Annotated in this window: 22 protein-coding genes and 10 pseudogenes; 14 read left to right on the forward strand and 18 right to left on the reverse strand. The window is 69.1% G+C overall.

What is annotated here, in order from left to right:
* Window positions 1-275: 275 nt before the first annotated feature.
* From AB0I23_RS38435 to AB0I23_RS38445, 3 genes are all read left to right on the forward strand, one after another.
* A complete protein-coding gene (locus AB0I23_RS38435) occupies window positions 276-416 on the forward strand; it encodes a hypothetical protein (RefSeq protein ID WP_359117271.1) in 141 nt (46 codons plus the stop codon).
* Between the two features lie 127 nt (window positions 417-543).
* Window positions 544-1,434, forward strand: a complete 891-nt coding sequence (locus AB0I23_RS38440; protein WP_359117273.1) for a TIGR03620 family F420-dependent LLM class oxidoreductase — start codon at window positions 544-546, stop codon at window positions 1,432-1,434.
* A gap of 1,287 nt (window positions 1,435-2,721) precedes the next feature.
* Window positions 2,722-3,042 (forward strand): DUF6355 family natural product biosynthesis protein, encoded by a 321-nt coding sequence (locus AB0I23_RS38445; protein WP_359117330.1) that lies wholly within the window; start codon window positions 2,722-2,724, stop codon window positions 3,040-3,042.
* 35 nt (window positions 3,043-3,077) lie between these two features.
* Here AB0I23_RS38445 and AB0I23_RS38450 read toward each other — a convergent pair whose 3' ends face one another.
* The 4 genes and pseudogenes from AB0I23_RS38450 to AB0I23_RS38465 form a co-directional block, all read right to left on the reverse strand.
* Window positions 3,078-3,551 (reverse strand): hypothetical protein, encoded by a 474-nt coding sequence (locus AB0I23_RS38450; protein ID WP_359117276.1) that lies wholly within the window; start codon window positions 3,549-3,551, stop codon window positions 3,078-3,080.
* Window positions 3,552-3,988: 437 nt separating this feature from the next.
* Window positions 3,989-4,510, reverse strand: a complete 522-nt coding sequence (locus AB0I23_RS38455; RefSeq protein WP_359117279.1) for an NUDIX hydrolase — start codon at window positions 4,508-4,510, stop codon at window positions 3,989-3,991.
* 45 nt (window positions 4,511-4,555) lie between these two features.
* A pseudogene (locus AB0I23_RS38460) lies at window positions 4,556-4,918 on the reverse strand (helix-turn-helix domain-containing protein); the annotation flags it as partial.
* A gap of 22 nt (window positions 4,919-4,940) precedes the next feature.
* Window positions 4,941-5,276 (reverse strand): annotated as a pseudogene (locus tag AB0I23_RS38465) (DUF6879 family protein); the annotation flags it as partial.
* On the opposite strand from AB0I23_RS38465, the pseudogene AB0I23_RS38470 reads away from it, so the two are divergent.
* Window positions 5,272-5,411: pseudogene (locus AB0I23_RS38470) on the forward strand (IS256 family transposase); the annotation flags it as partial. The pseudogenes AB0I23_RS38465 and AB0I23_RS38470 overlap by 5 nt on opposite strands.
* A gap of 60 nt (window positions 5,412-5,471) precedes the next feature.
* On the opposite strand, the gene AB0I23_RS38475 reads toward AB0I23_RS38470, so the two are convergent.
* The 3 genes from AB0I23_RS38475 to AB0I23_RS38485 form a co-directional block, all read right to left on the reverse strand.
* Window positions 5,472-6,686: an NAD(P)/FAD-dependent oxidoreductase gene (locus AB0I23_RS38475; protein ID WP_359117282.1), complete on the reverse strand. Its 1,215-nt coding sequence runs from the start codon at window positions 6,684-6,686 to the stop codon at window positions 5,472-5,474.
* A gap of 481 nt (window positions 6,687-7,167) precedes the next feature.
* Entirely contained in the window at window positions 7,168-7,338 is a 171-nt protein-coding gene (locus AB0I23_RS38480) for a hypothetical protein (RefSeq protein ID WP_359117285.1), read from the reverse strand.
* 89 nt (window positions 7,339-7,427) lie between these two features.
* Window positions 7,428-7,928, reverse strand: coding sequence for a cupin domain-containing protein (locus AB0I23_RS38485; RefSeq protein WP_359117288.1), 501 nt, complete (start codon window positions 7,926-7,928; stop codon window positions 7,428-7,430).
* Window positions 7,929-8,050: 122 nt separating this feature from the next.
* On the opposite strand from AB0I23_RS38485, the gene AB0I23_RS38490 reads away from it, so the two are divergent.
* The gene (locus AB0I23_RS38490) at window positions 8,051-8,590 is read left to right on the forward strand and encodes a MarR family winged helix-turn-helix transcriptional regulator (RefSeq protein ID WP_359117291.1); all 540 of its coding nucleotides are present in this window, start codon (window positions 8,051-8,053) and stop codon (window positions 8,588-8,590) included.
* A gap of 92 nt (window positions 8,591-8,682) precedes the next feature.
* Here AB0I23_RS38490 and AB0I23_RS38495 read toward each other — a convergent pair.
* Together AB0I23_RS38495 and AB0I23_RS38500 are read right to left on the reverse strand one after the other, a co-directional pair.
* Window positions 8,683-8,874: pseudogene (locus AB0I23_RS38495) on the reverse strand (IS256 family transposase); the annotation flags it as partial.
* A 667-nt stretch (window positions 8,875-9,541) separates the two neighbouring features.
* The gene (locus tag AB0I23_RS38500) at window positions 9,542-10,735 is read right to left on the reverse strand and encodes a M14 family zinc carboxypeptidase (RefSeq protein ID WP_359117294.1); all 1,194 of its coding nucleotides are present in this window, start codon (window positions 10,733-10,735) and stop codon (window positions 9,542-9,544) included.
* Between the two features lie 281 nt (window positions 10,736-11,016).
* Between AB0I23_RS38500 and AB0I23_RS38505 the strand changes: the two genes are divergently transcribed.
* The 3 genes and pseudogenes from AB0I23_RS38505 to AB0I23_RS38515 all read left to right on the forward strand — a co-directional run bounded on the left by AB0I23_RS38505 (window position 11,017) and on the right by AB0I23_RS38515 (window position 13,214).
* Window positions 11,017-12,072, forward strand: coding sequence for a M14 family zinc carboxypeptidase (locus tag AB0I23_RS38505; RefSeq protein WP_359117297.1), 1,056 nt, complete (start codon window positions 11,017-11,019; stop codon window positions 12,070-12,072).
* 323 nt (window positions 12,073-12,395) lie between these two features.
* Window positions 12,396-12,843 (forward strand): annotated as a pseudogene (locus AB0I23_RS38510) (DEAD/DEAH box helicase); the annotation flags it as partial.
* 176 nt (window positions 12,844-13,019) lie between these two features.
* Window positions 13,020-13,214 (forward strand): helicase associated domain-containing protein, encoded by a 195-nt coding sequence (locus tag AB0I23_RS38515; protein ID WP_359117335.1) that lies wholly within the window; start codon window positions 13,020-13,022, stop codon window positions 13,212-13,214.
* A gap of 261 nt (window positions 13,215-13,475) precedes the next feature.
* Here AB0I23_RS38515 and AB0I23_RS38520 read toward each other — a convergent pair whose 3' ends face one another.
* Genes AB0I23_RS38520 through AB0I23_RS38530 form a run of 3 tightly spaced genes read right to left on the reverse strand, consistent with a single transcriptional unit; the run spans window position 13,476 to window position 14,832 of the window.
* Window positions 13,476-13,625: a hypothetical protein gene (locus tag AB0I23_RS38520; RefSeq protein ID WP_359117299.1), complete on the reverse strand. Its 150-nt coding sequence runs from the start codon at window positions 13,623-13,625 to the stop codon at window positions 13,476-13,478.
* A 38-nt stretch (window positions 13,626-13,663) separates the two neighbouring features.
* Complete coding sequence (locus AB0I23_RS38525) at window positions 13,664-14,143, reverse strand: hypothetical protein (RefSeq protein ID WP_359117302.1); 480 nt, start codon at window positions 14,141-14,143, stop codon at window positions 13,664-13,666.
* The gene (locus AB0I23_RS38530) at window positions 14,134-14,832 is read right to left on the reverse strand and encodes a hypothetical protein (protein WP_359117305.1); all 699 of its coding nucleotides are present in this window, start codon (window positions 14,830-14,832) and stop codon (window positions 14,134-14,136) included. Before AB0I23_RS38530 ends, AB0I23_RS38525 begins: the two co-directional genes overlap by 10 nt.
* A 729-nt stretch (window positions 14,833-15,561) precedes the next feature.
* On the opposite strand from AB0I23_RS38530, the pseudogene AB0I23_RS38535 reads away from it, so the two are divergent.
* Window positions 15,562-16,098 (forward strand): annotated as a pseudogene (locus AB0I23_RS38535) (3-carboxy-cis,cis-muconate cycloisomerase); the annotation flags it as partial.
* Window positions 16,099-16,113: 15 nt separating this feature from the next.
* On the opposite strand, the gene AB0I23_RS38540 reads toward AB0I23_RS38535, so the two are convergent.
* Together AB0I23_RS38540 and AB0I23_RS38545 are read right to left on the reverse strand one after the other, a co-directional pair.
* Window positions 16,114-17,316: an amidohydrolase gene (locus tag AB0I23_RS38540; protein ID WP_359117308.1), complete on the reverse strand. Its 1,203-nt coding sequence runs from the start codon at window positions 17,314-17,316 to the stop codon at window positions 16,114-16,116.
* Between the two features lie 54 nt (window positions 17,317-17,370).
* Window positions 17,371-18,108, reverse strand: coding sequence for a GntR family transcriptional regulator (locus AB0I23_RS38545; protein ID WP_359117311.1), 738 nt, complete (start codon window positions 18,106-18,108; stop codon window positions 17,371-17,373).
* A gap of 227 nt (window positions 18,109-18,335) precedes the next feature.
* On the opposite strand from AB0I23_RS38545, the gene AB0I23_RS38550 reads away from it, so the two are divergent.
* The 3 genes and pseudogenes from AB0I23_RS38550 to AB0I23_RS38560 form a co-directional block, all read left to right on the forward strand.
* Window positions 18,336-19,844, forward strand: a complete 1,509-nt coding sequence (locus AB0I23_RS38550) for an APC family permease (RefSeq protein ID WP_359117314.1) — start codon at window positions 18,336-18,338, stop codon at window positions 19,842-19,844.
* Window positions 19,845-20,052: 208 nt separating this feature from the next.
* Window positions 20,053-20,199 carry a hypothetical protein gene (locus tag AB0I23_RS38555; RefSeq protein WP_359117317.1) on the forward strand — a complete coding sequence of 49 codons (147 nt, stop codon included), beginning with the start codon at window positions 20,053-20,055 and terminating at the stop codon, window positions 20,197-20,199.
* Window positions 20,200-20,583: pseudogene (locus AB0I23_RS38560) on the forward strand (helix-turn-helix domain-containing protein); the annotation flags it as partial. It lies immediately after the preceding gene.
* A gap of 377 nt (window positions 20,584-20,960) precedes the next feature.
* Here the strand turns inward: AB0I23_RS38560 and AB0I23_RS38565 are convergent.
* The 3 genes and pseudogenes from AB0I23_RS38565 to AB0I23_RS38575 form a co-directional block, all read right to left on the reverse strand.
* Complete coding sequence (locus tag AB0I23_RS38565) at window positions 20,961-21,965, reverse strand: hypothetical protein (protein WP_359117320.1); 1,005 nt, start codon at window positions 21,963-21,965, stop codon at window positions 20,961-20,963.
* Window positions 21,946-22,819: pseudogene (locus AB0I23_RS38570) on the reverse strand (IS982 family transposase). The gene AB0I23_RS38565 and the pseudogene AB0I23_RS38570 overlap by 20 nt, the downstream one beginning before the upstream one ends.
* Before the next feature lie 64 nt (window positions 22,820-22,883).
* Window positions 22,884-23,369, reverse strand: coding sequence for a DUF3995 domain-containing protein (locus tag AB0I23_RS38575; protein WP_359117333.1), 486 nt, complete (start codon window positions 23,367-23,369; stop codon window positions 22,884-22,886).
* Between the two features lie 181 nt (window positions 23,370-23,550).
* Between AB0I23_RS38575 and AB0I23_RS38580 the strand changes: the two are divergent.
* Window positions 23,551-24,000, forward strand: a pseudogene (locus tag AB0I23_RS38580) (transposase); the annotation flags it as partial.
* On the opposite strand, the gene AB0I23_RS38585 reads toward AB0I23_RS38580, so the two are convergent.
* Window positions 23,994-25,174 (reverse strand): IS3 family transposase gene (locus tag AB0I23_RS38585; RefSeq protein WP_359117325.1). Its coding sequence is split into 2 segments (ribosomal slippage): window positions 23,994-24,907 and window positions 24,907-25,174, totalling 1,182 coding nucleotides; the frame shifts between segments, so codons are not numbered across the junction. The pseudogene AB0I23_RS38580 and the gene AB0I23_RS38585 overlap by 7 nt on opposite strands.
* A gap of 57 nt (window positions 25,175-25,231) precedes the next feature.
* Between AB0I23_RS38585 and AB0I23_RS38590 the strand changes: the two are divergent.
* Window positions 25,232-26,116, forward strand: a pseudogene (locus AB0I23_RS38590) (IS701 family transposase); the annotation flags it as partial.

The raw sequence follows: 26,116 nt of genomic DNA on the forward strand, positions 1-26,116 counted from the left end.
TCCGCGGGAAACACCCGCGTCAGCAACCCCACAGACACCAAATCCGACAACCGGACATCAGAAGACGGCTTCACCCAACCAGAACGCGGCATCCCCCCACAATAACCCAAAAGCTCTTAACTGAACGGTATTGAGGCTAAGAGCGCGCAGCGCTCGGTCCGGGCAGGCGCGAAGCGGCCGCCCGGCACGCGGTGCGGGACGGGGAAGCGCAGCGGACCCATCCCGCCGCACGGCACGGACGGCGCGGGTGTCGCCCCCTCGTGGAGGTCGCGCGGATGGATCCGCGGGCCTGGCCCGATGTCCGCGACCCGGGCTCCGTGGAGGAGATCCGGGAGGCGTTCGGGCTGCGTTGCTGGATCCAGTACATGCCGCACGCCGGAGCGATCGAGGTCCGTGACATCGGGTGGGCGGGCTGACCTGCTGCCTTGCGGCCAAGCATCAATGCCGACTGCCCGACAGGGCTACACGCGCGATTGCTGTACCCGTACGGATGAGTCCCCGCCCAGCCGGGAATAGCGGGCACGGGTCGCTGTTGATCACACCATGACTTCTGAGACGCGCGAGGCATTCGGACGGGTCGGCATCTGGAGCAGTGCCCTGCACGGGGCGCGGGCGGACGACGCGGGCAAGGGGGCGATCGCGGAGGCGGTCGCCGAGCTCGAAGAGCTGGGGTACGGCACTCTCTGGATCGGGGGCAGTCCCTCACCCGACGACGCTGCGGCTGTCGTCGCCGCCACCCGCACAGTCACCGTGGCCACCGGCATCCTGAGCATCTGGGACCACACCGCCGAGGAGGTGGCGGCGCGGATCGCGGCGATCGACGCGAGCACGCGCGGGCGATTCGTCCTTGGCCTGGGCGTCAGCCATGGCCCGATGGTGCCGCAGTACGCGAAGCCGTACAGCGCAATGGTCGCCTACCTCGACGCACTCGACGCCGCCACCCCGCCCGTGCATTCCGGACGTCGGGTCCTGGCGGCGCTCGGCCCGAGGATGCTGAAGCTCGCGACCAGCCGGGCGCTGGGCGCACACCCCTATCTCGTCACCACCGAGCACACCGTGGAGGCACGCGAGGCGCTCGGCCCCGACGCGCTGCTCGCCCCGGAGCTGTCGGTAGTGCTCGACACCGACCTCGACCGGGCCCGCACCACTGCGCGGAACATGCTGGGAATGTACCTCCGGCTGCCCAACTACACCGACAACCTGCTGCGCCTGGGGTTCTCGGAGAGCGACTTCGAGGGCGGCGGCAGCGTCCGTCTCCTCGACGCCCTCTTCGCCCTGGGCGACGCCGAGCGCGTGAGGGCCCGGACGCGGGAGTACCTCGACGCCGGCGCCGACCACGTCGCGCTCCAGGTACTCACCGCCGACGACGGCGGCGCCGGCCTGCCGCGGGCCGAATGGCGTGAGCTGGCCGGGGCCTTCGCCGATGAACTGTAGAGGGCGGCTCGCACGGGGAGCCGGACCGGGGACGCTGCCACTGCTGACTCTCATGCTGACGCTGCCGCTGATCACGGGCCGTGAGGTTCCGCCGGATCACCTGCCAAACTCCCAGGTCGCCTCCCAGGAACGTCATCACCTGGGCAAACGCGGGCCCCACCTCCCAGGCATTCCAGGCATACAGGGTGTTCGGGCTACCAGGCTCCCAGGTACCTCCCAGCACGCTGGGAGCACCCGCACCGAGCGGGTGGGCGACTTCGACCTCCCAGTCACCGACCTGGCCCAGTGCCGTGCCGAGCTCGCTGCCGGGCTGAAGGTCGCGGGAGGTGGCGATGGCAGTGGAAGTGACGGCCAGGGCGTGCGCGAAGGCCGGGAGGCAGCGACGTGCTCACCGGTCACGGACGTGGTCCGGTGCTCGGCCAGCCCCGCGCGGCGGGCCTCCGCGAGGCCGGCGTCGGTGAGGAACCAGATGTGCGGCCGCCGCTTCTCGTCCTCCCCTGGCCGGAGGTGTCGTAGCATCACAGCACCGGACCACATGTCCCGCTCGGATACGCCACGCTCCATGCCGATATTCGAGCATGCACATGCCCAATCGCCGCCCCGAACGGCAACCAGTCACACGAACGAGCGATCACGAACCCAGAGAGATGGGACTTCAGTGAGATCGCTCAATCTTCACCGCGAGAGGTCACGGGTGTCCTCTGACGCTGAACCTGAACCGTTTGTCACGGAAGTTGGACCGCCACTGCGTTCCCGCCACTGAAGTTGGACCGGGAGGGCTGGGGCAGGGGGCACCGACTTCTGCGTTCGGGGACGCCGCGCTATCGGCCTTTGAGCTGGACTTGTGCGAGCCCGGTCGTCGGCGTCTCCAGCCGTTGGGTCAGGCCTGGAGGACACCGTTCGAGACCGTGGAGCCAGCCCGCGACCTCCGCCTATTTCTCATCACGGGTTGAGCGGTCCGTCCGAAGCCGTCCCGTCTTGCCGGGCGGAGCCGGCGCCTTCGCCGGTCGCCCGAAGCAGAGCCGGACGACCACCCTGAGATCCGCCGCCCTCATTCCCGTTTCAATCTCACCCACCACTCAATCCAGTGACATACAGTCATGTCGCATGAACACGAAGTTACGATTGCGGTACCAGTGCGACGCGCAAGAGGTGTCGTGGTGTCAGGCAGAGCCGATCATCTGGTCGTCAATCGTCATGACTCACCCCCAAGGAGTGTTCGTGAAGCTCTCCCCCCGTCCTGTTCGAGCCGTCTTGGCGGCAGCGTCAAGTGCCGCGCTGGCCATGATGGCGTTTCCGGGTCCGGCTCACGCCGAGTTTGAGCGCGGTCCGGAAGTGCGTCAGGCGGGTGCGAGCTCCCTCGCCCCGTGTGGCTTCTTCCGGTACAGCGTCCGCGAGTCCCAGTTCGCCGCATACAACCACTGCGGCCCGACGACGGTGCGGGTACACGTCGACGTCAGAGGGGGCGGTAGCACGAATGACTACCACCTCTGCGTCAGCCCCGGCCGCACTCAGCTACCGGGCGCAGGTCCGAACTATCTCAACGCGTACTATATCGGCGGCGCCGGCTGCCGGAGCGGAGATCGCACCGGGCACACACCCCACTGAGCCTTGATCCAACATCGGTGGCAAACGGTCCAGGTTCATTGTCGGGGGACAGCGGCGCACAGCTCGGTGACGATCGCGAACGAGGTGGTCACCATCGGCACCGCCATGGCCGGCGGCATCACCGCGTGCGTGGTCTTGCCGTGCGCCATGCCCTTGCGGATCTGCCGGCCGTAGTCGAGGAACTCCGCCTGCCGGGCCGTCAGGATGCCCGCGTCGGCGCCCTGCTTGATGAGCTGGAACAGCGGCTTGGTGCCCGCGTCCGGAATGCGGTCGCGCAGCACGATCTCCACCGCGATCAGGGAGTACATGACCGCCACGGTGGAGAACCCGTAGCAGTAGTACGACTGGCGCAGCAACTCGCGGGCCGTGCGCAGGACCGTCGCCGCAGCCTCGGGTACGCCGGTGGGCACGACCAGGTCCTCAACGAGGTCGTGCATGTCGGCGTAGCTGTCGACGAAGAGGTGGGCTCGCTCGTCCGGGACCGGGAACGGCAGCCGCTGCGTGGTCATCCCGGAAATCTCGCAGCCGCCCTCCCCCGGCGGCAGCGGCTTTCCCCAGTCGTCGCGCAGCGTGCCGGGACGGAGATTTCCCCCTGCCGGAATGGGCGGTATGTCGCACGTAGCGAACCCGGTCTAGGGACAACGCAACGCAGCACCGGGGGCTCCCGTTCACCGTCGGTGCGCGGACTCTGTCCACAGGGCAGCGCGCCGAACATCGGTTTCGAGGCCGCCGCGATCAGCGGGGCGGCCCGTACGTGAGGAGCCGTCCATGTTCCAGAACCCCACTGTGCCGCTCGCCCCGATAACGCCGGACGCGGCGATCAGCGCTTTCAACTACTTGCGGGCCGTGGAGGGCGGTGACACCGAGGCGGCTGCCGGGTTCGCCGGCGCCGATCCGCGGATGCCTGCGTTGCTCGTGGACGTCGCCGAGCGGATCGTCGTCCCGGTCACGGCCCTGTGCGGCATCGACCCGGATCCGTGCGACGACTCCTTCGGTAGACGGTGGTGCCCTCGGTCAGGGCGCGGGAGCAGGCGTGCAGGCGTCGGGCCATGTGCGGGGCGAGGAGGGTGTCCCACTGGTCGGGGGTGGCCAGCTGCCATGCGGTGAGCTCATCGTGACCGAGGCGGATCCTTGTCTGCGTCTCGTCCTCGGTGACCAGGCCGCCGTCGAAGAGGTAGTTGGCCAGCGGCGGGCGGCCGTCAGCTTGTTCGGGTACCCGGTCGACGGCCAGCAGCCGACCCGGTGGGAGATCGATGCCGAGCTCTTCCCTGACCTCACGTCGGACCGCTTGCAGGGGGTTCTCCCCCGTGTCCAGTGCGCCGCCGGGGATCTCCCAGGTGCCGTCGCCGTAGGACGGCCGGACCAGAAGAATGCGGCCAGCGATGTCATGAATGATTGCCCCGGCACCGGCGATGTGCCTGGGCAGGGAGGCGTCGTACTCAGCAGGAGACAGGTGCGTCGGGCTCATGAGGCGGGACGCTAACTGTTACCGACGGGCTCGGTGCCGCATCCGATTGGAGAGGTACGCCCGGCATACCCGGGTGCGCTCGTGGAGGGCGTACCAGTCCTCTTGGACCTTGCGCATGCCGTGGCGGTGCAGGCGGCGCCACTCCAGGTACATCGAGTCGACCGCGCGGGCAGTGGCGATCAGGTCGTCCGTCTGGTCGTCGGCGTCGCAGGCTGCGCACCAGGTACGGATGTCGGAGTCGGAGGGCGGTGCCTCGCCTTTTTGGATGCGGGTGGTCTTCGCGGGGTGCCGGCCGTACCGGGCGGAGAGTTCCCGCCCGGTACGGTCGGCGTCCTTACGCAGATGCTGAAGGCGCACCGCGAGCGCTTCACGGGCACCTTGGGCACTGGATGAGGGAGAGGTGGTCATGTTCGGGGACAGCCCGGGGGGATCAGACGGCGTACTTCTCGTGGGGAACACCGCGTTCCCAGGCGGTCTCGAAGGCCGAGGCGCACAGCTGCACGGCTGCGGGGTCCTTGGTGATCTCGAACCCCGGGTCGGCCCAGTCCCCGTCACCGGTGAAGAAGTGGAACATCGCCAGTCGGCCGTCGACCACCCAGAAGTCGTTCTCCGGCAGCGGAAGGTCGGAGGCGCGGCGCCTGGGCAGCCAGCAGATCTGTTCACCCGCGTCCAGATTCAGCGGGGTCACGGCGTGCTCCCACCGGATGTAGTCGGTGACCGGCTCGGAGACGATCCTCGCGCGGCGCATCACAACGCCCCCGGCCATGGTCTTCAAGCTGATCGAGTCCGCCCAGGCCCGCCGGCGAGCCGTGAACGCACCTCACCTCGTCGCCCTCGTCCGCGCCGGAGCCCGCTTCGAAGCGGCCACCTCATCGCACGCCCCGAGCCCCTCACGGCATGAACGAACTCAACCCCTCTACAGGTGTGGACATCTACTCGGCCTCTTGTTCCAAGGCGTGCATCAGTGTGCGTCGTAGATGCCCCGGTAGTGGCCGAGCGCGGTCTCGCGGATCTTCTCGTCGCTCCAGGGGGCGAAGCGGCCGGGTGACAGGCGATCGGGGGCGACGAGGAGGTTGCCGGTTTCCAGGAGCATGTTCGCGAGTTGTCGGCCGACGCCGCCGGCATGGGTGACCCAGGAAGCTTCCGCGAACCACAGGCCGGATACCCCGGCAGCGGGGCCGACCAGGGGGAGTTCATCAGGGGTCAGGGCGAACACACCGTTGAGCCTCCGTCCCTGGGGTACCTGTCGGAAGGCCGGGACGAGGGCGGTGGCCTCAGCGATGGCGGTGCCGAAGGCTGCTTCCCGGAAGGGAAGTTCGGCCGATGTGAGCGTCGGGGACGGAGTCAGCGGGAGCGCGGCGTGGGCGTAGCTGCCCAGTCCGTAGCGGCGGCCGTGGCGGCGGGTGTAGACCGCGTGGTCGGGGTAGCGGACGATCGGTGTGTCGATGGGGGTCTCGTCCAGTCCGGGCAGTTCGGCGGTGAACACGTAAGGGTGCTGGACGTCGACCATGGGCAGCCGCACTCCGGCATGCGCTGCCAGGACCGGGCCCCAGATGCCGGTGGCCAGCACGACCTGGTCGGCTCTCAGCAGCTCGCCATCCTTGCCCGCTCGGACGCCGATGACCCCGCCTTGTGCGGTCTCCAGAGCCAGGACTGGTGTATTCCAGCGAAAACGGGCCCCGCTCCGTTCGGCCGCGTCGACCAGAGCGTGGGTGAGCGCGGCCGGGTCAGCGGCTCCGTCGGAGGGGATGTGCAGTGCGCCCAGTGTCCGCTCGGCATTGACCAGCGCGGGGGCCAGCGCAACGGCTTCGGCCGCGTCGAGCACCCGTGCCTCGATGCCCAGGCCGCGGCCGTCCTCGACATCCTGACGGGCCTGTTCCAGGCGGGCGGGGCTGGTCGCAATCTCCAGGCAGCCGACCTGCCAGAAAACTGGCGTCGGCGCGGCCTGCGATAGCGCGCGGTACGTGGCGACACTGTCCTTGGCCAGCACGGCCAGTTCCGGGGTGGCGCTGAGCTGACCGACGAAACCGGGGGCAAGGCCGGTCGAACCGGGGAGCGCACCGCGGTCACGAGTGTCGAGCACCGTCACCCGATCGTGCCCCAGCTCGGCGAGGTGATAAGCCACCGAAGCCCCCACCACACCGGCGCCAACGACCAAGATTTCTTCCGTATCCATGAGCCTCTTCTCCCTCGTCTTCCCCTGTCGATGCGAGCGTATACAGGCGGGAAGGCCCGGGCTTCCGGGACGGGGACGGGTCTCCGCACCCGATTGGTGACGTGCCGGAAAGGACAGGAACCCGTCATCCAGCAGATGCTGTCCACAGGTCTTGACGATTGCTCGCGCCCCAGCCGACGTTCGGCCGTCGTGGGGGCGGGGTCCAGCCGGTGATGCCGATGAGCCGCTCGTCCCAGTCCTCGTCCTGGCCGGGCGCCCCCACAGGCGCCTTCGCCTGTGGCGCCTGCGTCCACCGCGGCGCGGTCGCCAGCACCGGTCGGACGACGCCTTCCGCGTCCCGCGCGGTCCCGGCGCCGATCCACTGATCCTCATACGCCCTTGGGAGTGGGATGGACGGACCCCATGCTCGGCTGCGGACACTGGGCCAGCCGCGGTGAGCGGTGGCAGGAAGGACAGTCGTGGGCCGCCCCTGTCATAGGCGCTATTCGACGATTAGGGCGACGACGCCGACGGTGTTGCAGTGCTTGCGGATCAGGAACGGCAGCCCCTGTTCCAGGGTGACGAGCACGGCAACCGTGACGGCCATCTTTATGTTGGCGCCCGGCAGGACCTTCGCGACGCCGCAGCTACCGTGATCGTCGCCTTGCACCATGACACCGTGGGCCTTTGTGAAGAACCCGCGGGGCAGGGTGCCGTCGTCGCCCTCGGCGAACGGCGTCTCACTCCGAGACGATCGGGTGATCAGTCACGCTGACGGGCCCGCCGCCACGCGGCACTCTCCACGAAGAAGTTGTCGAAGCGCTCTTGCGAATCAAGGACTTCCTGCGGATCGGCCTTGCCCTTGCGAACACGGTCCAGCAGCCGGAAGTAGTCGAAGCGCTCGACGCCCGGGGTGATGACGATCAGTACGTCGGCGTCCGCACCGGGTTCGGCGGCGAAAGCGTGCGGCAGCCCTGGCGGCACGAGGAGGAAGTCCCCTTCGTCCGCAGTGATCACACTGTCCCCGGCCAGCGCTTGGAGCCGACCGCCGAGCACGAAGAAGAGCTCGGCGGATCCGGTGTGGTGGTGCGGTGAGGCTCCGTCGGCGCCCGCGGTCAGGGTCACCCGTTGGGCGCTCAGGGCCCCACCGGTGGTACTGGCGTCGGCAAAGAGCCGCACGGTGCTCTCAGCGCTGCCCAGCACCTCGGCCTCGGCATCCCGGACCAGAATTCCGCCTTGGGCATCGGGAGTGATCAAGGACATACGCCCCTCCATTCGTAGAGCCGCATCCGGCCCCGGCCACGAGTCGGGATCGAGATCGACAGAAGTAATTCTCCCTCGAATAGTACGACAGCTAACTATCAGCCGTCGAATAAGATGGCGGCGTGACCAAGGAAGACGTGACCACACAGAGTGCGACTGCCGAGACGCTCCGGAACCCCAGCGACGCGGTCGACCAGATCCTCGACCAGTGGCGCAAGGAACGGCCGGATCTGGACCTGTCGGCGATGGGGGTCTTCGGACGGCTGGGTCAGCTTTCGCTCATCCTCACCCCGGCACTCGAAGGAGTCTTCGCCCAGCATGGCCTGCGCCGCGGCGAGTTCGACGTCCTGGCCGCACTGCGCCGATCCGGGCCCCCTTACACCCTGATCCCGTCCGCCCTCGCGAAGACCCTGATGCTCTCCCGTGCCGGCATGACCAACCGCCTGGACCGCCTGGAGGCGGACGGCCTGGTGGAACGCCGTCTCGATCCCACCGACCGCCGCAGCCTCCATGTCGCGCTCACCGGCCGCGGACACACAGTCGTCGACGCCGCGGTAACCGACCACGTCGCCAACGAATCCCGCCTCCTCTCCGCCCTCACCCCCGACGAACGCGAAACCCTCGACCATGCCCTTCGCACCCTGCTCCGGGCGATCGAGTAGGACCGAGCGACCCCAGCGCGAGGGCGCAGCCAGGCGAACGCAGCTGACGGCGGGTCTGTAAAGTTAACGGTGGTTCTGGAGTTGTTAGCGGGTCAGCGGCGGGCGGCGGAGAGCCGACCGTCGAAGGTGATCTCGAAGGCGTTGAGTGCGGCTTTCCATCGCCGTGACCAGCGTTTGCGGCCCTGCCCCGTCGGATCCAGGCTCATGACGGCCATGTAGACGCACTTGATCGCTGCCTGCCCGTTCGGGAAATGTCCGCGGGAGCGGACGGCCTTGCGGATGCGCCGATGGCCCCATCCCGAGTTCTCGGCCGCCACGCGCAAGACCAGGACTCTGACTGCGGGGCCCGCGGGCGGGCGTCCGGGGCGGCGACGCTGGCTGTAGTCCCACTTCTTCGCGACGAGTTTGCGGTGCCAGGCCAGCAGCGTGGCCGGGGTCATCGGGAAGACCTGGGCCCAGCGGCGGCGCGTTATCAGGTGTGAGAGCGCGGCGAACCACAGGCGGTCGGCTGGTTCGTAGCGTAGGCGTGGGACGTGTAGGCGCAGGACCGCGTTCTCGTGGCGCAGCACCAGCAACTCCGCGTCCTTCGTGACGTCACGCCGCAGTAGCAACGCGGGCAGCGACACCAGGCGGCGGGTGACGGCGTACACCGTGGACAGGATCACGAAAGCATGATCCCAGACGCGGCAGAGCCGCTGCTCAGGGTCCTGTGCTCCCGGTTCTTTGCGGCGACGGGCTTCAAGCGGGGCGACGATTCGTGTTTCTGAGCCCCACACGCTGCCGCCGATACCGACGCGGCGCTCGCCGCGGCACAGGGCGGGTCCGCGGTCCGGCAGGCGTGAAGCGGCACCTCCCGGCACGGCGGCGGATCCCCTGGCTCCGGACCGAAGTGTCGGTGCGGAGCCAGGGGAGAGCCGGACTGCCGGGCGATGCCGCGGGCCGTCCGCTCCGTCAGACGCCGGGGCCGTCGGAAGGCAGCGTGACGCGCTTCGGGATGGCGTCGTAGACGCCCGTGTCGAGGGAGTTCACCGAGCCGTCCGCGACGGCGTCGACCAGGCCGCCGAGCCCGGTCTCGACCATCTTGGCGAGCATGCCGTTGCGCTTCATGCCGTCGTACTGGGTCTGCGAGGACGTCTCGAAGAGAATCGCCGCAGAGCCGCGCAGCTGGTACGAACCGAGCGCGGTGCCCGGCAGGTTGGTGGACTGGGGGTAGAGGGTCAGGTCGCCGTAGGAGGACTCGCCCCGCTTCTGGAGTGCCTGGTAGACGGCGACGTTGGCCCGCTTGGAGGCGTCCATGTCGAACTTGGGCCAGCTGCCGAACTCGGCCGGGTTGTCGATGAACTTGGCCGAGATGGACAGCGGCGACATGCTCTCCATGTCATCGGTGGCGTAGCAGGACCACTGGTTGTGCAGGTCGACGAAGTAGTCGACGGTGCCGAACTCCTGCTCCAGCGAACGGTAGACATCGCGGGAGGTCTGCGCCTCGGGAGTGATGTACCAGCCGGTGTCGGCGCTGTCGCCCGGGAAGTCCTCGGCGGCGGGAACGTAGTCCAGGTTCGGGTGGAAGTCACGATTGATGTCGAAACCGCCGACCCGGGAGTTGTAGTTCCACGACGGGGACGCACCCGCCAGCTGCGGGAAGTCGGCGACGACCTCGTCCCAGGTCATGTCATTCTGCCGCTGGTCGAGCTCGCCTCCGTCGACGTTCAGCCGGGGGATGACCACCACGGTGACGTTCTTCCGCAGCTTCTTGGCCGCCGGGCTGTTAGAGCCCCACTGCTTGAGCAGCTCCAGGGCCGCCTCGGTGCCGTGCATCTCATTGCCGTGGATCTGCGTCTGCACGTACACGACCTTGTCGCCCTCGCCGACGCGCGCGGTGTGGATGGCGCGGCCCTGGTTGGAGTACCCGGCCACCTCCACATCGACGGTACCGCCGGTGCTGGTCTCCAGCTGCTGGAGAGCGGTGGTCAGTTGCGCGTAGTCGACGAAGCCTTCGTTGCCGGATCCGGAGGCCTCGGTGCCGCAGTGGGACACCGGAGGGATCGCGCCGTTGGTGGGGTTGCCGGTGGCGTTGGCGGCGACGGTGGAGAGGCCGGCGATCAGGGCGGTGCTCGCCAGTGTGGCGACCCAACTCCGAGCGGACATTCACTGCTCCTCAGGTTTCGTAAGGCGCTTTCCGAGGGGGGCGTGCGCCACTCTAGGCGGCCGAGAGACATCTGTGAATGGGGGTCTTGCTCCTGTCGCATACGCGCCTGGCCCGGCGGGCGGCCGTCCTGCCTGCAACGGCCATGCACTTCGCGATATTTTCCCGCCAAATGCTCTGATCTGCAGTAACGCCGCTTAGAGACAAGGGCATTGACGGGATTTCACCAAGATCATAGGCTCGCCCGCCGTCAGACGCTGCTCGCGACACCAGGGAGAAACACATGCGTAGGTCCAGTGCTTTCGCCAGATCCGCCCGTACTACTACCGCCGCCCTCACCGGCGCACTCCTGCTGACCGGTGCCCTGTTCAACGGCACCGCCGCTGCGGTCGGGGAAGGCCCCGACTACCGGGGCAACGAGACGATCAACACCTCGATCCTGTCCACCTACGACGACGTGGCCCGCTTCCTGAAGGACCAGGACGCCAAGCAGGACGCCATGAAGCTCGAGGTGATCGGGCAGACCGTCAAGGGCCGCGACATCCACCTGGTCAAGTACGTCAGCAACCCGGACAACCCGACGATCCTGTACCTGGCGCAGCAGCACGGCAACGAGCAGCTGACCACCGAGGCCATGCTGCACACCATCAAGTCCCTCGGCTCGCCGTCCAAGGCCTCGCTGCTCAAGAAGGTGAACGTCCTCTTCATCCCGATGTTCAACGCCGACGGCGCAATGGGCGACGTGAACTTCCCCCTCGACGGCTACCTCGCCAAAGGCGAACGCCACCTGACCCGCTACAACGCCAACGAGGTCGACCTCAACCGCGACCACGTGGCCAAGGAGCAGCCCGAGACGCAGGCCCTGCACGAGAACGTGCTGCGCGCCTACGACGTGGACTACGCGATCGACCTGCACCACCAGGGCACCCAGTCCCGCGTGAACGGGGATCTGGTGTCCGGTTCGATCCTGTACCCGACGACCCCGGACGTCTCGCCCGAACTGGTCGAGAAGTCCAAGCGGCTCGGCTCCGTGGTGTACCACAACGTCGACCGCACCGGCTGGGGCCACATCGGCCGGTACGACGGGGGCTCGGCCAACACCATCGGCCGTAACGGCATGGCGGCCGAGTACGGCATCGCCACGCTGCTGTTCGAGATGCGCGGGATGAGCGACCACGAGTACGCACCGTATGTACTCGGCCAGAAGTCCAACGGCTACCTGATCCGGCAGTCGGTGGTCACCATGGAGGCCACTGTCCAGGCGGTCGCCGACGGCTCGATCGACCAGGCGGACACCTCCTTCTGGGACACTCTCCCCCAGCAGTGCAACACCTGCTGACGACGGCACCACCGCGGTGAACCCCGGGTCACCGCCCCTCGGAGGGCGGTGACCCGGGGGTTCCGCTGCCCGGCAGGCCCTCAGAAACTGGAACCTGAAGCGGGAGCCCAGGAGCACGTCGGCCAGTGAAGTCGGTGAGTCGACCTGAGGCGCGGTGCCGGGATTGCTCCCGGTCCGTTTCCTCAGGCCGCTCTCCGAACCCGCGGGAATCTGCCGTCAGGCTGTGTTCTTGCAGGTCAACGCCAGGGGCTGGGAATCTTGCTGCCTCGGTGGCGGTATCGGGTGACGGGCACCCGCGCCAGGGCGAGTAGTTATTTATCGACAGCTCCCTGGACGACCCGGACGGCACGTACGGCGCGTGGCTGGCCGAACTGGGGGGCTCTCGGAGGCGATCGAGCGCGAGATCCTCGCCGGATTCGAGATCGACGTGCTGGAGATCCGCGACCCCTCCCCCGTCCTCGGGGAGTCGGAGGAGGCGCGGCGGGGCCGGCGCCTTGCGCTCCTGCAGACGGCGCTCCTGGAGCACGCGGCGGCGTACAACCTGCGCACCGTGATGACGTTCCACCAGAAGGCGGAGGAGGCCGCCGCGTTCGCGGAGAGGCTGCCGGAGACCGCTGCCGAGCTGTACGTCACGACGCCTCCGACGACGACCTGGCGGCCGCGGACCCGCTGCCGAAATCGTCGATCGACGCGGAGTTCTACGAGCTGGAGGCCGGCCGCCACGTACCCCCGGACCGGGTGTGGTCAGCGTGGCTGTGCGGCGACCACCTCGGCAGAAGGCTCCAGACACTTGGGCGCAGCTGTCGACCGAGCAGCAGGAGCGGCTGTCCACGCTGGGCGTACAGCCCGCTGAGGCTCCGTCTCCCGCCCCGGCCGGCCCGCGCGCGGAAGTGCCCGACCAAGGCGCAGCAGGCGTTCCACGGAGTCTGGCGGCCCTCGCACAGTGGGTGGAGCGGGAAGGCGCGGACCGGCCGGTACCGCGCGGCCACGCTGAGGAGATCACGGTCGACGGCGAGACGGAGCCGGTGACCGTGAAGCTGGGCGTATGGGTTTCGAACACCAAGAGCCGCCGTGACAAGCTCGCCCTCGAACAGCTGGACGCGCTGCGGGAGCTGGGCGTAGCAGCCGCAGCAGGGCGGTGAAACCGGACACGCCATACCGACCGGCAACCAACTGACCTGCATCATCACCAAAAGCGTCAGGGCCCCATGCCCGACCGGGGCCAGCTCATCAGGGCCTCGCATTCGATATCGGGAAAGAGGACGGCCCGCCGCCCAGAGCGCTTCTACGGCGGGCCATCACACTGTGACTGGGCACGCTGGTTGGCCACTCTGAGCGTCATAGCGGGCCGTCGTCCGCCATGCGCGGACCGACCGGTACAACGACCTCGGACGCTGTCGGCGTCAGTCCGAGGTCGTCGTGCTGCGCGCGCTGCCGTTGACTCGGCCGGCACCGGCCGCGACGACCGTCGTGGCGGGCGGGTTGGCCACCGCCCAGTCGGGCACGGCGACGGTGCCGGTCGAGGTGGTGCCGTCGGCGTAGCTGAGCGTCACGTTTCCGCTGATTCCGGCGGCCGGGCCGTACGTGCCGGTTACCAGCAGGCCCAGGCGGGACGCCCGGCCGGCCAGCGGGAGGTCTGCCCGTCGGCCACGGCATTGTCCCGGTCGGTCTGTTGGGGCTCGGGCAGCGCGAACGTAAATCCGCCGGCCGTAACCGTGCCTCCGCGCCGCACGCCCGCGGCTGCGAGGCCTTCGGCGGCCAGGCTCGACTGGGCTCCGTCGATGTCGCCCGGCTGCGGGTTCCCGTTCTGGGTGATGCCGATGTTGTCGTAGGCCTGGGCGAGTTCGCGCAGCGGCACGGTGGACAGTGCCGAGCCGCCTGCCTGGGCGCTGCCGGCGGCGGGGTGGCCAACCGCTGCGACGAGACGGTACGGGCCCGCGCGGGCGAGGTCGTCGGGTGTCACGGTGAACCGGACCGTGCGGTGGTCGTGCGGCGGAACGGTGACGTGCCGCACCGGCAGCGGGCGTGAAAGGGCGGTGTTGTCACAGGTGTTGAGGGCGGTCAGCCGCACTTCCGCGTCCGGCAGGGGCGACCGGTGGTGTTGGTCACCTCGACCTCCACGGTGGTTTCGCGCCCGGCGGGCAGGGACTTCGGCACGCGCACGGCGACCTGGGTGTCCTGCGGGGCGGCCAGCACCTGGAGTTCGGCCACGACGGGTTTCGCCTTGTCCGCGCCGACGAGACGCAGCCACCGACAGCTCCGGGCCGTGTCGAGGGGGAGCGTCTGCCAGTCACGCGTCGGCGTCCACTCCATCCCGGTCAGGGTCGTACAGCCGCGATCCGGGCCGTCGGCGCGGCCTTCGATCCTGGCGCCCACGAGCGAGGCCAGGTCCGCCGTCGACCGGCTGCGCGGCAGCAGGCGCGCGGCGGCGGGCTGCACCGCGCCACCCTCTCCGAGGTCGAGGCCCACGGCGACCCCGGCGGTCGACGCGGCGAACGCGGTCGCCGGGTCTCCGTCGGCCACGGCGTTCGCTCCGTCAGGCCCGTACGCGGTGGCGGTCACCGATCGCGCGTCGGGATCGGCAGCCTCTGGCACTCCGGGCGCCGTCCCCACCGCGTCGGCCATCACCTCGTAGTCGAGATAGCTCGCCACGCGCGGGCTACCCCAAGCGGTCGAGGCGAGGATCTGCAAGGGGCGGCGCAAGTACGACAGGGAGTACGCCTCCGGGGCGGTGCACTGCCGATCGCCCCACTGCGCCATCTCGAGCCCCTGGACGCGCGGGGAGTCGCTGACGGCCTACGTGAACCAAACATTGGATGACTCATCAAGGCCTCATTCATGAATGTCTGGAAAGTTGGGGCCCGCTCTCTGGAATCCTGCCCGAGGAACTAATACATCCGATGAATCTGCTCGTCTAAACCACCTGCAAAAGTTGCCGCACAGCCCGTCGGAGACTGCGCCTCGAGCTGGTGACGCGGCAGGGTGTTCCGTGGACCGGCCGAGCGCGGACGGGGTGCCGACCGTACGGGGCGGGCTCCTGGCACCGCGGCATCAGCGGATATGCGCAGACAACCACGCCTGAATCGGAAAGGGGCGACGTTCAGATGATCGTCCTCAGCCGGCGCGGTGAGCACCTCGTCGGCTGCTGCTCCAGGCCAGGCAGGCGCATCGACCACAAGAAGCCTGGCGGGACAATTGGGGCGGACGGCCCCGCTGCCGGGCAGATCCTTGACCACGAACTCACGACTCGTCTTTGCTGAAGCCGGCCCTGAAGCGACAGCGTTGAACGTCCCGCGTCCGACGACCTCAGGCAGCGATCCTTCGGGTGAGTGGCCGGGCGGCCTGCCGACGCGCAGACTCGGCCTCTGCATGTGCGACTGTCCAGACGGCTCCGTTGCGCTGAACTTTCCGGGCCTGCTCAGGACCGTCATTCAGCCAGAGCGCATACGGGGCACCTCTCGGTTACTGAGGTTTTCAGGGTGGGTTCGGTTGGGTGAGGGGCAGGCCGGTGGTTCGTCCACCATGCCGCAGAAGGCCAACCCGGTGCGCGCCACCCTCATCGTGGCGGCCGCCCGTCGCGCTCCGGGCCTGGCTGCGACGCTGTACGGCTCGCTGGTCGCCGAGGACGAGCGGCCGGCCGGGGCGTGGCACGCGGAATGGGAGCCGCTGCGCGAACTGCTGCGGCTCGTCGGCGGGGCCGCGTACGCGGCGGCCGAACTCACCCACGGGCTGCGGGTCGTCCCGTACGCCATGCGGGAAAATCTGCAGCTCACCGACGGGCTGATCGTCGCGGAGCGGCTGGCCGCCGTGTTCGCCGAGCGGATCGGCCGCAAGCGTGCCAAGGAGGTCCTGGTGAACGCCGCCGCCCGGGCCCCCGCGGAGACCACGGATCTGGCCGACGTCCTCGCCGACGTGCTGGACGAGGAGCCCGAACTCGCCGGTCTCGATCTGGGCGAACTGACTGACCCCGCCCGGTACACCGGATGCGCGGGCTCCCTCACCGACCGCGAGCTCGACCGCGGCTGACCGGCCCGGTAGCCCCTAAGTCAGCCGGCCCTCGCGGGCGATGACCCGGCCGGCCCGTACGACCATGGACGGAATCGGGCGGTCCACGACTACCTCGGGCAGCGAACCGGCGGCCACCAGGACGAAGTCGGCCGGGTCCCCGGTCTCCAGCCGGGAGGCGGGCAGACCGAGCAGAGAGGCGCCGCCCTGGGCCACCGCCTCGTAGCAGGAAGCGAGTTCGGCATCGGTGCGGGCATCCGTGCGGTAGGCGAGCAGATGGGCCCGGGCGAGCATGTCGCCGTCACCGAACGGCGTCCAGGCATCGCGCACGCCGTCCGAGCCGACGGCCACCCGCACGCCGTGCGGGGCGAGCCGTGCGGGGTCCAGGACCGGGTCACCGCCCAGGGCACAGGTGACCAGGGAGACGCCGGCATCGGCCAACCGCACCGCTGCGGCGTCGCGTTCGTCACCCCCGAGCTCGGCCACGGCGAAGGCGTGGCCGAGGGTGACGCATCCCTGCATTCCGGCGGCGACGGTACGCCGGGCGATCTCGGTGACCTGGCGCAGGCCGACGGGCCCGCCGTCGTGCAGATGGATGTCGACCGGTACGCCCTTGCGGGCGGCCAGCCCGAACACAAAGTCCAACTGGCCGTCCATGTCGCCGTCGATGCCGATCGGGTCGAGGCCGCCGACCACGTCGGCCCCCTCGGACAGGGCCTGCTCCATGAGTTCGGCGGTTCCGGGCTCGCTCAACAGGCCGAGCTGGGGGAAGGCGACGATCTGGACGTCGACGAGGTCCTTGCGGGCATCGGCCGCCGCCCGCACCCCGTGCACCCCGGAGAGGCCGTGGACGGGGGCGACATCCACATGGGCCCGCATGGCGCGGGTGCCATGGGCGATGGCCCGGTCCATGAGTGCCCCGGCCCGCTCCTCCACCGGAGTCGTGAAGGCCGTCCTGGCCCGCACATCGCCGTCGATCAGGTCCCGGAGCGTGCCGGCGGGTTCGCGGCTCAGCCAGGGCCCGCCCCAGGTCGACTTGTCGGGGTGGATGTGCGCGTCGACGGGCGAGGGCAGGGCAAGGGCTCCTGCGGCGTCCACGGTCACGCAGCCGTCGGGCAACTCCGCCGGGTCGTACGCGGCGATCCGGCCGTCGGAGACCAGCAGGTCACGGGCGCGCCCGTCGAGGGAACGGACGGCGGTGAACAGGACATGGGGGCAGGCGGGGGCGGGCGTCGCCATGGGGCGGGCTCTCCTTCGTGGTGCGGGACGTCGTGCGCGGGACGGTCGTCTTGATCAGGGCCGCCGACGGGGGCCGGGATCCGTCGGTTCGTCGGTGGCCTCGGTGGCGGCGAGCATCTGCATCGCGGTCTCGCGTGTCCCGGCCACATGGCTGCGGGCGATCCGTTCCGCCGCCTCCGCGTCGCCGCTCCGAATCGCCTCGTAGAGCAGTTCGTGCTCGCCGCACATCACGGGCCCGTCGCCCGGCTCGGAGGTGAGGCTGAAGAGCCGGCGCAACCGGCCGTCGAGCGGTGCCATCAGGCCCTGGAGCAGTGGATTGCCGGACATGACGACGATCTGCTGATGGAAGTCGGCATGGACCGAGCCCAGTTCGCGGGTCCGGCGGGAGGAGTCCGCGACGCGGCGGGCGCGGTCCAGGAGTCTTTCCAGGGTGCGCAGGCCGTCCCGGTCGGCGCGCCGGGCGGCCAGTGAGGCCGCCAGCGCCTCCAGGTGTTCCCGGATGTCGAAGAAGTCCGCGGCCTCGGCCGGGCCGAGCGGGGCGACGAACGCGCCCTTTCGTGCCTGGGCGGCGATGAATCCCTCGGTCTCCAGTCGCTGGATGGCTTCCCGTACGGGGATGCGGGACACCCCCAGCTCGTCCGCGAGTTCCCGCTCGACGATCCGGTGCCCGGAGGGGTAGCGGCCGTCGATGATCCTCTCGCGCAGTTCCACATAGACCCGGTCGCGCAGAGACTGATGTGCCGCACCGATGGTGCCGGTGGCGGTGAGGCCGGCGGTTCGGCTGCTGCTCATGGACTCGCTTCCTGCCCGTCTGAGCCGGTCTCTTCCGGCTCCCATGCCGTGATCATCGCAGATTCCGGAAAGGTTTCGCAGACCCTTGCTTGGTATTCGGTATACCAGATAGCTTGAGCGCCGCGCCTAATCCGGCCCGCTCTGAACTGGTCTTTTCCGCTGACCCATGCCTGGTGCAGGCATCAATTTCGGCGTCCTGCCGCCCGTTCGCACTTGAGGAACCACCGATGACGCAAACCTCGACGGCCGTCCCGCCGCCCACCTCCACCTCCTCCGACCTCCCGAACACCGCCCCGCCGTCCGGCAGCCCGGCGGGGCGCCTCGCCAAGGGGCAGATCGGCACCTTCGATCTGGTCTTCTTCGTCGTGGCGGCGGCCGCGCCGCTGACCGTGCTGGCCGGTGTCGCGCCGTTCGCCATCGGTATCGGCGGTCCGGGCACCCCGCTCGGCTATCTGGTCTCCGGTGCGCTGCTGGTGCTGTTCGCCGCCGGGTTCACTGCGATGAGCCGCTACGTACGCAATGCCGGAGCCTTCTACGCGTACGTCGCCCGAGGACTCGGCCGGACGCTCGGCGTCGCCACCGCCTACCTGGCGACGCTCTCGTACAACCTGGTCGCCCCGGGTGTCGCCGCCGGGTTCGGCTACTTCGCCTCGACGACGCTGAGCGATCTCACCGGTGCGGAGCTGCCCTGGTGGCCGCTGTCGACCCTCTGCGTGCTGGGCACCGGGGTGCTGGGCTGGCTGCGGGTCACGCTGAGCGCGAAGGTGTTGGGGGTGGCACTGGTCCTGGAGGTCCTGGTGCTGCTGGTGATGGATATCGGGGTGCTGGCGGGCCGGGGAACCGACGCCCTGGACCTCACGTCCTTCGATCCGTCCGTGCTGGCCTCCTCCGGCGGCATGGCCGGGATGTTCGTCCTGGTCATCGGCGCGTTCACGGGCTTCGAGGCGACCGCGATCTACGCCGAGGAGGCACTCGACCCGGAGCGCACGGTGCCGCGCGCCACCTTTGTCGCGATCGGGTTCCTGGCGCTGTTCTACGCCGTCGGGGTGTGGATCCTGATGGGCAGCTTCGGCACGGACGAGTCGGTCGCGATGGCCCGGTCGTCGGACGGCCCACAGTTGACATTCCACGCGGCCGACCAGTTCGTCGGCCCCTGGCTCGCCGACTCCATGCATGTGCTGATCGTGGTCAGCGCGTTCGCCGCCACCCTCGCCTTCCACAATGCCGCGGCCCGCTACCTCTACGCCCTGGGCCGCGAGGGCCTGCTGCCGCGCCGGCTGGGCCGGGTGTCGGCCCGGCAGGGCTCACCGGTGACAGCAGTCGTGGTGCAGACCGTCTTCGGCCTGGTGATCGTGGTGGGCGGTGCGCTGATCGGCGCGGATCCGTACTCCGAGATCTTCCTGTGGACCAACAGCACCGGCGTCCTCGGCATCATGATCATGCAGGCGCTGGCCGCGCTCGCCGTCTGCTTCTTCTTCCGCCGTGACCGGTGCGGCATGTCGGTCTGGCGGGTCGTGGTCGCACCGCTGATCGCCTTCGTGGGTCTCGCCGTCCTGTCGGTGCTCGCCACGCTCCACTTCGATCTGCTCACCGGAAGCACGGGGGCGGTCAACGCGGCGCTGCTGGTGCCGCTGCCGGTGGTGCTCGTAGCCGGGTTCGTGGTGGCCCTGCGCATCCGCCGCACCGACCCCGGGCGGTACGCGCAACTCACCGAGGTGGATGTCGAACGGGACTGAGTACTTGACGCTGTTGGGACTCTTGGTTTCCGCGCTCTTCCGAACGGCGACCGGCGGACCGTCGCCGAATCCGGAACCCGCCCGCCCTTGCCGAATACCTCATCCGCCCTGGTGGGAGCGGGCGTTCCGGGGTTTCGCGGATGGCGGCCGTGGTCGCTGGAGTCGGAGCTCTCGCGTGGCTGCCGACCACGCGGCAACATGATCGACCATGCTGCTGCGACTGGCCTGCCTCGGCGTGACGAACGCGTTCGCAATGTTACGGCTGCTGTCGATGAGCGATCGGGAGAGGGAGGTAGAGATCCTCGCCCTGCGCCGTCAGATTGCGGTGCTGGAGCGCCAACTCGGCAAGAAATGAGTGCGGTTCGCCCCGAGCGATCGGGCATTCCTGGCGGCGCTGGTGCACCGGCTGCCACGGGATGTGCTCCGCAGGGTGCGGCTGCTGGTGCGCCCGGACACCGTCCTTCGCTGGCACCGAGACCTCCTCGCACGCCGCTACGCCGCCAAGTCCAGGCCCAGGCGCCCGGGACGGCCACACACCGTGCACTCGATCAGGGCCCTGGTGCTGCGCCTGGCGCGTGAAAATCCCAGCTGGGGCTACAGGAGGGTGCACGGCGAGCTGCTCGTGCTGGGGGTGGAGGCGGCCGCCTCCACGGTGTGGGAGATCCTGAAGGAGGCCGGGATCCACCCGGCACCCGAACGGAGCTCCGGCACCTGGGCCGGCTTCCTGCGCCGGGGCGCCGGAGACCGGCCATCGAGCAGGACCTCGGGCCGAACCGCCAGGGCTTCGGCAAGCCGGCGCGACTTCGCGCGGCCACCGGCGACGCTGACCACCACGGCCCGGACAACCCTCCGGCGGTGTCGGGCACGATGTCGCAGGCGTCGTCCGTCCTGCCTGCCCCCATTGCCGACGCGTGGTCCGGATCGACAAGCCCCTCGAGGGACAGCGGGTTTGCCGCAACCGCATCGCCAAGTCCCGCATCGAGGAGTGCTCACGCTGCGGCACCCGGCGCGAACCCGCCACGCGCGACGCCCAAGGTCGGCCTCTGTGTCCGAAGTGCCTGATCACGGACCCTGCCAACCTGGAGACCTGCATCGTCTGCGGCAAGCGACGCATGGTCAGCACCCGGACGCCCGACGGGCCGATCTGTCCCAACCCGGCCCGCGCGGTCGCGGGCACCCAGCCGTACCGGCCGTCGCAGCATGGACGACCTCGTCGAGCCAATCGCCGCGGCTGGCACGGTGAAGAGGCCGAAGAAATCCGCTGCCGCGGGTGCCGCGCCGCCGGCAGTGGCGGCGGAATCGGTCAGGCCCGTGGCCGGCCAGCGCGTTGATGAGAAGCTTGCGGAGCGCGGTCGGGGTGAAAGTGCGGTGTTCGGTGCCGATATCGCGCTGGAACAGTAGCGGCATCGGCGAGTTCCAGACGCGCTCGTGGACGTCGTAGGACGTCACCAGCGGGATCGCACCGCTGCCTACTCGCAGGCGGCGGACCATGGTCGAGAGGATGTCCGCCAGTTCCGGGCTGACGAGCAGGAGCCGTTCGCTGTCGGTCTTGGACGGGGCGACCTGCAGCAGGGGCACGACTTCGCCGGTGCTGGGGAGCCGGTACTCGGTGATGCTGTTGTGGGTCAGCTCCAGGAGCTCCTCGTTGCGGATGCCGGTCAGGCGCAGGACCTCGATCGCGGTGAAGGCCCAGAAGGCTTCGCTCTCCTCGTAGGTGAGGTTCCGCCGCCGCCCGGTCGAGGTCTCCTCGGCCCAGGTCAGGTGCCCAGCGGCCTTGGGCGCGACGGCTCCGCGCAAGGCTCCGGCGGTGTCGGGGATCAGATCCCCGGGCCGGGTTTGCTCGGCGGCAGCCAGTAATTCGGCCGCGGCGCGTCGCCTGCGGTCGACGGTGTCGGCCAGCACCGGCAGGACGGGAAGCCGTTCGCGGGTGCGCTGGTCCATCCGGGCCTTGTGGTGTTTGCGGTCCTTGGCCTTGCTGATCTCCTCATCGCTGATCGGGCAGGGCACCACCCACGGCGCCCAGCGGCCGGTCGGAGGGCAAGGAACTCCCGGAGCCGACCGAAGGCGAAGCACAGCAGCCCGCACGAATAAGTCCGATGGTTCAGTGATCGAAAGCGACAAGCGATCGCATGGTCGGCGCGCCGGTCTTGTGGTTGCGCCAGATCGCGGCGACGGCCATGGCGAGGACGCGCTGGGCGACGCGGACGGCAACGCCCTCGTGGGTGCGCCCGCCGTGCTGTTCGAGGTCCAGCCGGCCCTTGAGTGTGTCGTTCACGGACTCGATGAGCTGCCGTACGGACTTGAGGAAGGACTCGCCCTTGCGCTTCTTCTCCCGCTTGAACGAGGGACGCAGCAGCTCGATGCCGTGCATGGCCAGGTCGTTCTGGAACTCCTTGGAGGCGAAGCCCTTGTCGGAGATCAGCAGCAGCCCGGGCCGCTCGGCGACCAGTCCCGCCTCGACGTCGAGCATGGCCTGCAAGACCTCGCGCTCGTCCGTCCTTGGCTTGGCGAGCGCCCACAGGATCGGCATGCCGGTGGGGTTGCAGACCAGGTAAAGGCGCAGGCCCCAGAAGAACCGCGAGTGGGAGGCGCAGTACCCGTATCCGGCCCAGCCCGCCACCTCCGAGCGTTTCACCGTCGACCGCGACATCCCGCACTGCACCGGCGTCGAGTCGACGGTCCAGTGGTTGTCGAACCAGAAGTCCGTATCCACCGCCAGCATCCGTATTGCCTTCTTGACCAGCGGCAATGCTGTCTTGAGGCGCTTGTTGCACCCCGACTGCTGTGGCAGGTACGGGAACATTGGCGCGAGTCGCTTCCTTGCGTACCGCAGCCAGCGTGCCTCGGAGTGGAACGAGCGTGACCACCTCGGCATCAGTGAGCTTCGGCGGCCTGCCCATCCATCGGCTGGTCTCCAGTTCGTCGTCGATCTTCACGTACAGCGCGGTCAGCAGGGTGTCCAGTTCGTCGTTCACGCCACGATCTTGGACACCCTGTTCGCATTTCCCAACGCGCCGTCAGGCGACGCCGCTACTCGGGCTATCCGTGCGTCCGGGACCTCCGTGCGGCCAAACCAAAGACGAGACCACCGACCAGGAACCAGGGATTCCACAGCAGCAGCGTCCACAGCCGCTGTTCCGGGCTTACGTTTATTTCCGAGCCCGCAGCGTCGATCAGCAGCAGCACCTCGACGGCGATGCCACGTATTAGCAGCACAGCGCAGGCACACCACCCCAGGGCCTTGACCACCTGTCCTGCCAGACCACGAGGCCGCGGCCTGGCGAGAAGCCATCCCAGCACACCACCGACAAGGCACAGCGAACCCACGCCCCACAAGCCCACCACCACGAACCACCCAGGGCGTTCCTCGGCCAAGGACCCCGCCGAGACACTGAGGCCCCAACTGCCGCCCAGCGCCCAGTAAAAATGGAGCACGGCGAAAGCGACCGCCCAAGCACACGCTATGCGTCCCCACAACCTCAACGTTGTCTTGTCATACGGATCTTCATACATAGCGAGGAGCATGCCACTGCTGCGGCACGCCGCCACCAGCGTCGCGAGAAACCAGCACGCCCACCTTCCAGTCGGCCACAACGTGCGACCGAACACATCGGACTTGATCGTCTAGCGGTGGTTTGTTGACGGCGGGTCAGGGCCGTAGTAGGCCGGTAGCAGAGGAACGTCGCCTCGCCGCCTGGGGGCTGTGATGACTCGCCGTCTGCCGTGTCCGCCCGCGCCGGGCCCGCTGGAAGCCTACGCCGCGCGCTTCGATGACCTGCTCTCGACGTTGGCACAGCACCGCGGGTTCCGCGAGTACCTCGCGGGGCTGCTGCTGCCGCGGGACCGGAACAAGACCCTGACCTGCCTGGCCGGCGCCGAACCCGTCGTCGGGGCCCAGCACGCCTCGGTACAGCGGCTGCAGTTCTTCCTGTCCGAGTCGACCTGGGACCACGAGCAGGTCAACGCCCGCCGACTGGAACTGCTGCTGACCGATCCCGCGACCGCCCCGCACCCCGGCGGGGTGCTGGTGATCGACGACTCGGGCGACCGCAAGGACGGCAAGGCGACCGCGCACATCGGCCGCCAGTGGCTGGGCCGACTGGGCAGGACCGACAACGGGGCTTTCCCCTTGATCGTGGACACCGGTTGTCATGCGGCGGTGGCCAGCGTAGTTGATCGTTGTTCGTAGGCGATCGGGCTGATCTGGCCGAGGCGGGAGTGCCGTCGGCGGGTGTTGTAGCGGGTTGCCCATCGGAAGACCGCGAGGCGGGCCTCACGGGCCCCGTCCCACCGTTTCCGTCCCTGGAGCGTCTCGCGTTTCATGGTCGCGTTCAGACTCTCCGCGGTGGCGTTGTCCGCGCTCGTGCCCGCCGCGCCGCGTGATCTGGTAACGCCGAGTTCCGAGCAGACCTGGGCGAACTCCCTCGACGCGTACTGGGCTCCGTTGTCGCTGCGGAAAATCGCCCCGTGCAGGCCGTCGGCGCCGCGGGCCGCTGCGGCGGCCCTGAGTGCGTCGGTGACCAGCTCCGTGCGCATGTGGTCGGCGATCGACCAGGCCGCCAGCCGCTTCGAGTGCAGGTCCAACACCGTTGCCAGATAGAGGAATTGGCCGCCTCCGATCGGGAGATAGGTTATGTCGCCCACGTACTTGGTGTTCGGCGCCTGGGCGGCGAAGTCGCGCCGCAGCAGGTCTGGCACCGGCGTCGCCGATGGCTCGGGAATGGTGGTGCGGACCTTCTTGCGCAGGTGCAGCCCGACGATGCGGAACGTGCGCATGACGCGCTCGACGCGCTTGTGATTGACCCGCCTCCCGGCGTCCTTCAGCTCAGCGGTGACGCGCGGGACCCCGTAGGTGCCGTCCGATTCCCGGTGGATTTCAGCGATACGTTCGGCGAGCTCTGCATCTGCCTGGGCCCGGGCAGCCCGCGCGTCCGCGCCGGCCAGCCACCGGTAGAAGCCGGAACGCGAGACATGCAGCATCCGGCACAGCCGCTTGACGCCGAAGGCGCCACGGTGATCGTCGACGAACTGGAAGCGGCTGCTCACCAGCTGGTCTCCGCCGCAAAATACTTCGCGGCTCTCCGCAGGATCTCCCGCTCGAGCTCGAGTTCCTTCACCCGTGCCCGCAGCTGCCGGTTCTCCTTCTCCATCGCGGTGGCCTCCACGGCCCCGGGCCGGGCGGCCTGCTCGGCGTCCCGCACCCACGTGCGCAGCGTCTCGTGGTTGACGCCCACGTCCTTGGCCACCGACGCATACGTCCCACCCGGACTGGCGTGGTACAGCGCGACGGCATCGGCCCGGAACTCAGGCGAGTACTTCGATGTCCCCAACGGGAACTCCTGTCCTATGGATCTTCACGATCCAATGATCAGGGTGTCCACGATCAAGGGGAAACGCCCAACGGCATAGTCACCGTGACCACCTGCTGGGCCGACGAGAACCTCTACTAACCGCTGCACGCTGTGCCCTACAGCCCCGCCCATCACTTCCCCAAGGGCAAGAGCGACCCCGGCTTCCGCACCAAGCTGCAGATCGCCGCAGAACTGGCCCGCACCGCGAAGGCTACCGGGGTAGCCTTCCGCGCCGTGGCCGCCGACTGCGCCTACGGCGACCAGGACGGCTTCCGCAGACAACTCGACGCGACGGGACTGCCGTTCGTCATGGCCCTCAAACCGAGCCACGGCACCTGGGCCTACGGCAAGGACGCCTACACCCCCGTCCATGCCGCCCACGCCTTGACCTGGACGGACCCCGAGCGCCCCGGGGACTGGACCGCCGTCGAGCGCACCTTCCGCGACGGACACACCGAGACCTGGTGGGCCGCCGACGCGACCCTCGGCTGGTGGGGACCCGACGGAAACGTCCGTCTCGTCGTGGCCACCACCGACCCGGCCACCCTTCCCCCGCAAACCACCTGGTACCTGGCCACCGACCTGCCCCGCCCCGGCGGACCCCGCGAGGCCGACAGCCCCGAACCTGCCGCCGACCTGCATGAAGTCGTCCGGATCTACGGCATCCGACACTGGATCGAGCAGAGCTACAAGCAGATCAAGGACGAACTGGGCTGGGCCGACTTCCAGGTCCGTTCCGATACCGCCATCCGCCGCCACCAGACCCTGGTCACCTGCGCGTTCTCGTTCTGCTGGGACACCTGGTTCGCTCAACCTCCTGACCGGGAGCCCGCCGTCGTCCCCACGGCCCCGCCGACTGTCACAGCGGTGGGGCCGGCTGAGAGGGGGCCCCAGCAGACCCCACCAGCCCCAACCGGCCAG

This window comes from Streptomyces atratus (assembly GCF_040655115.1).
GTDB lineage: Bacteria > Actinomycetota > Actinomycetes > Streptomycetales > Streptomycetaceae > Streptomyces > Streptomyces atratus_D.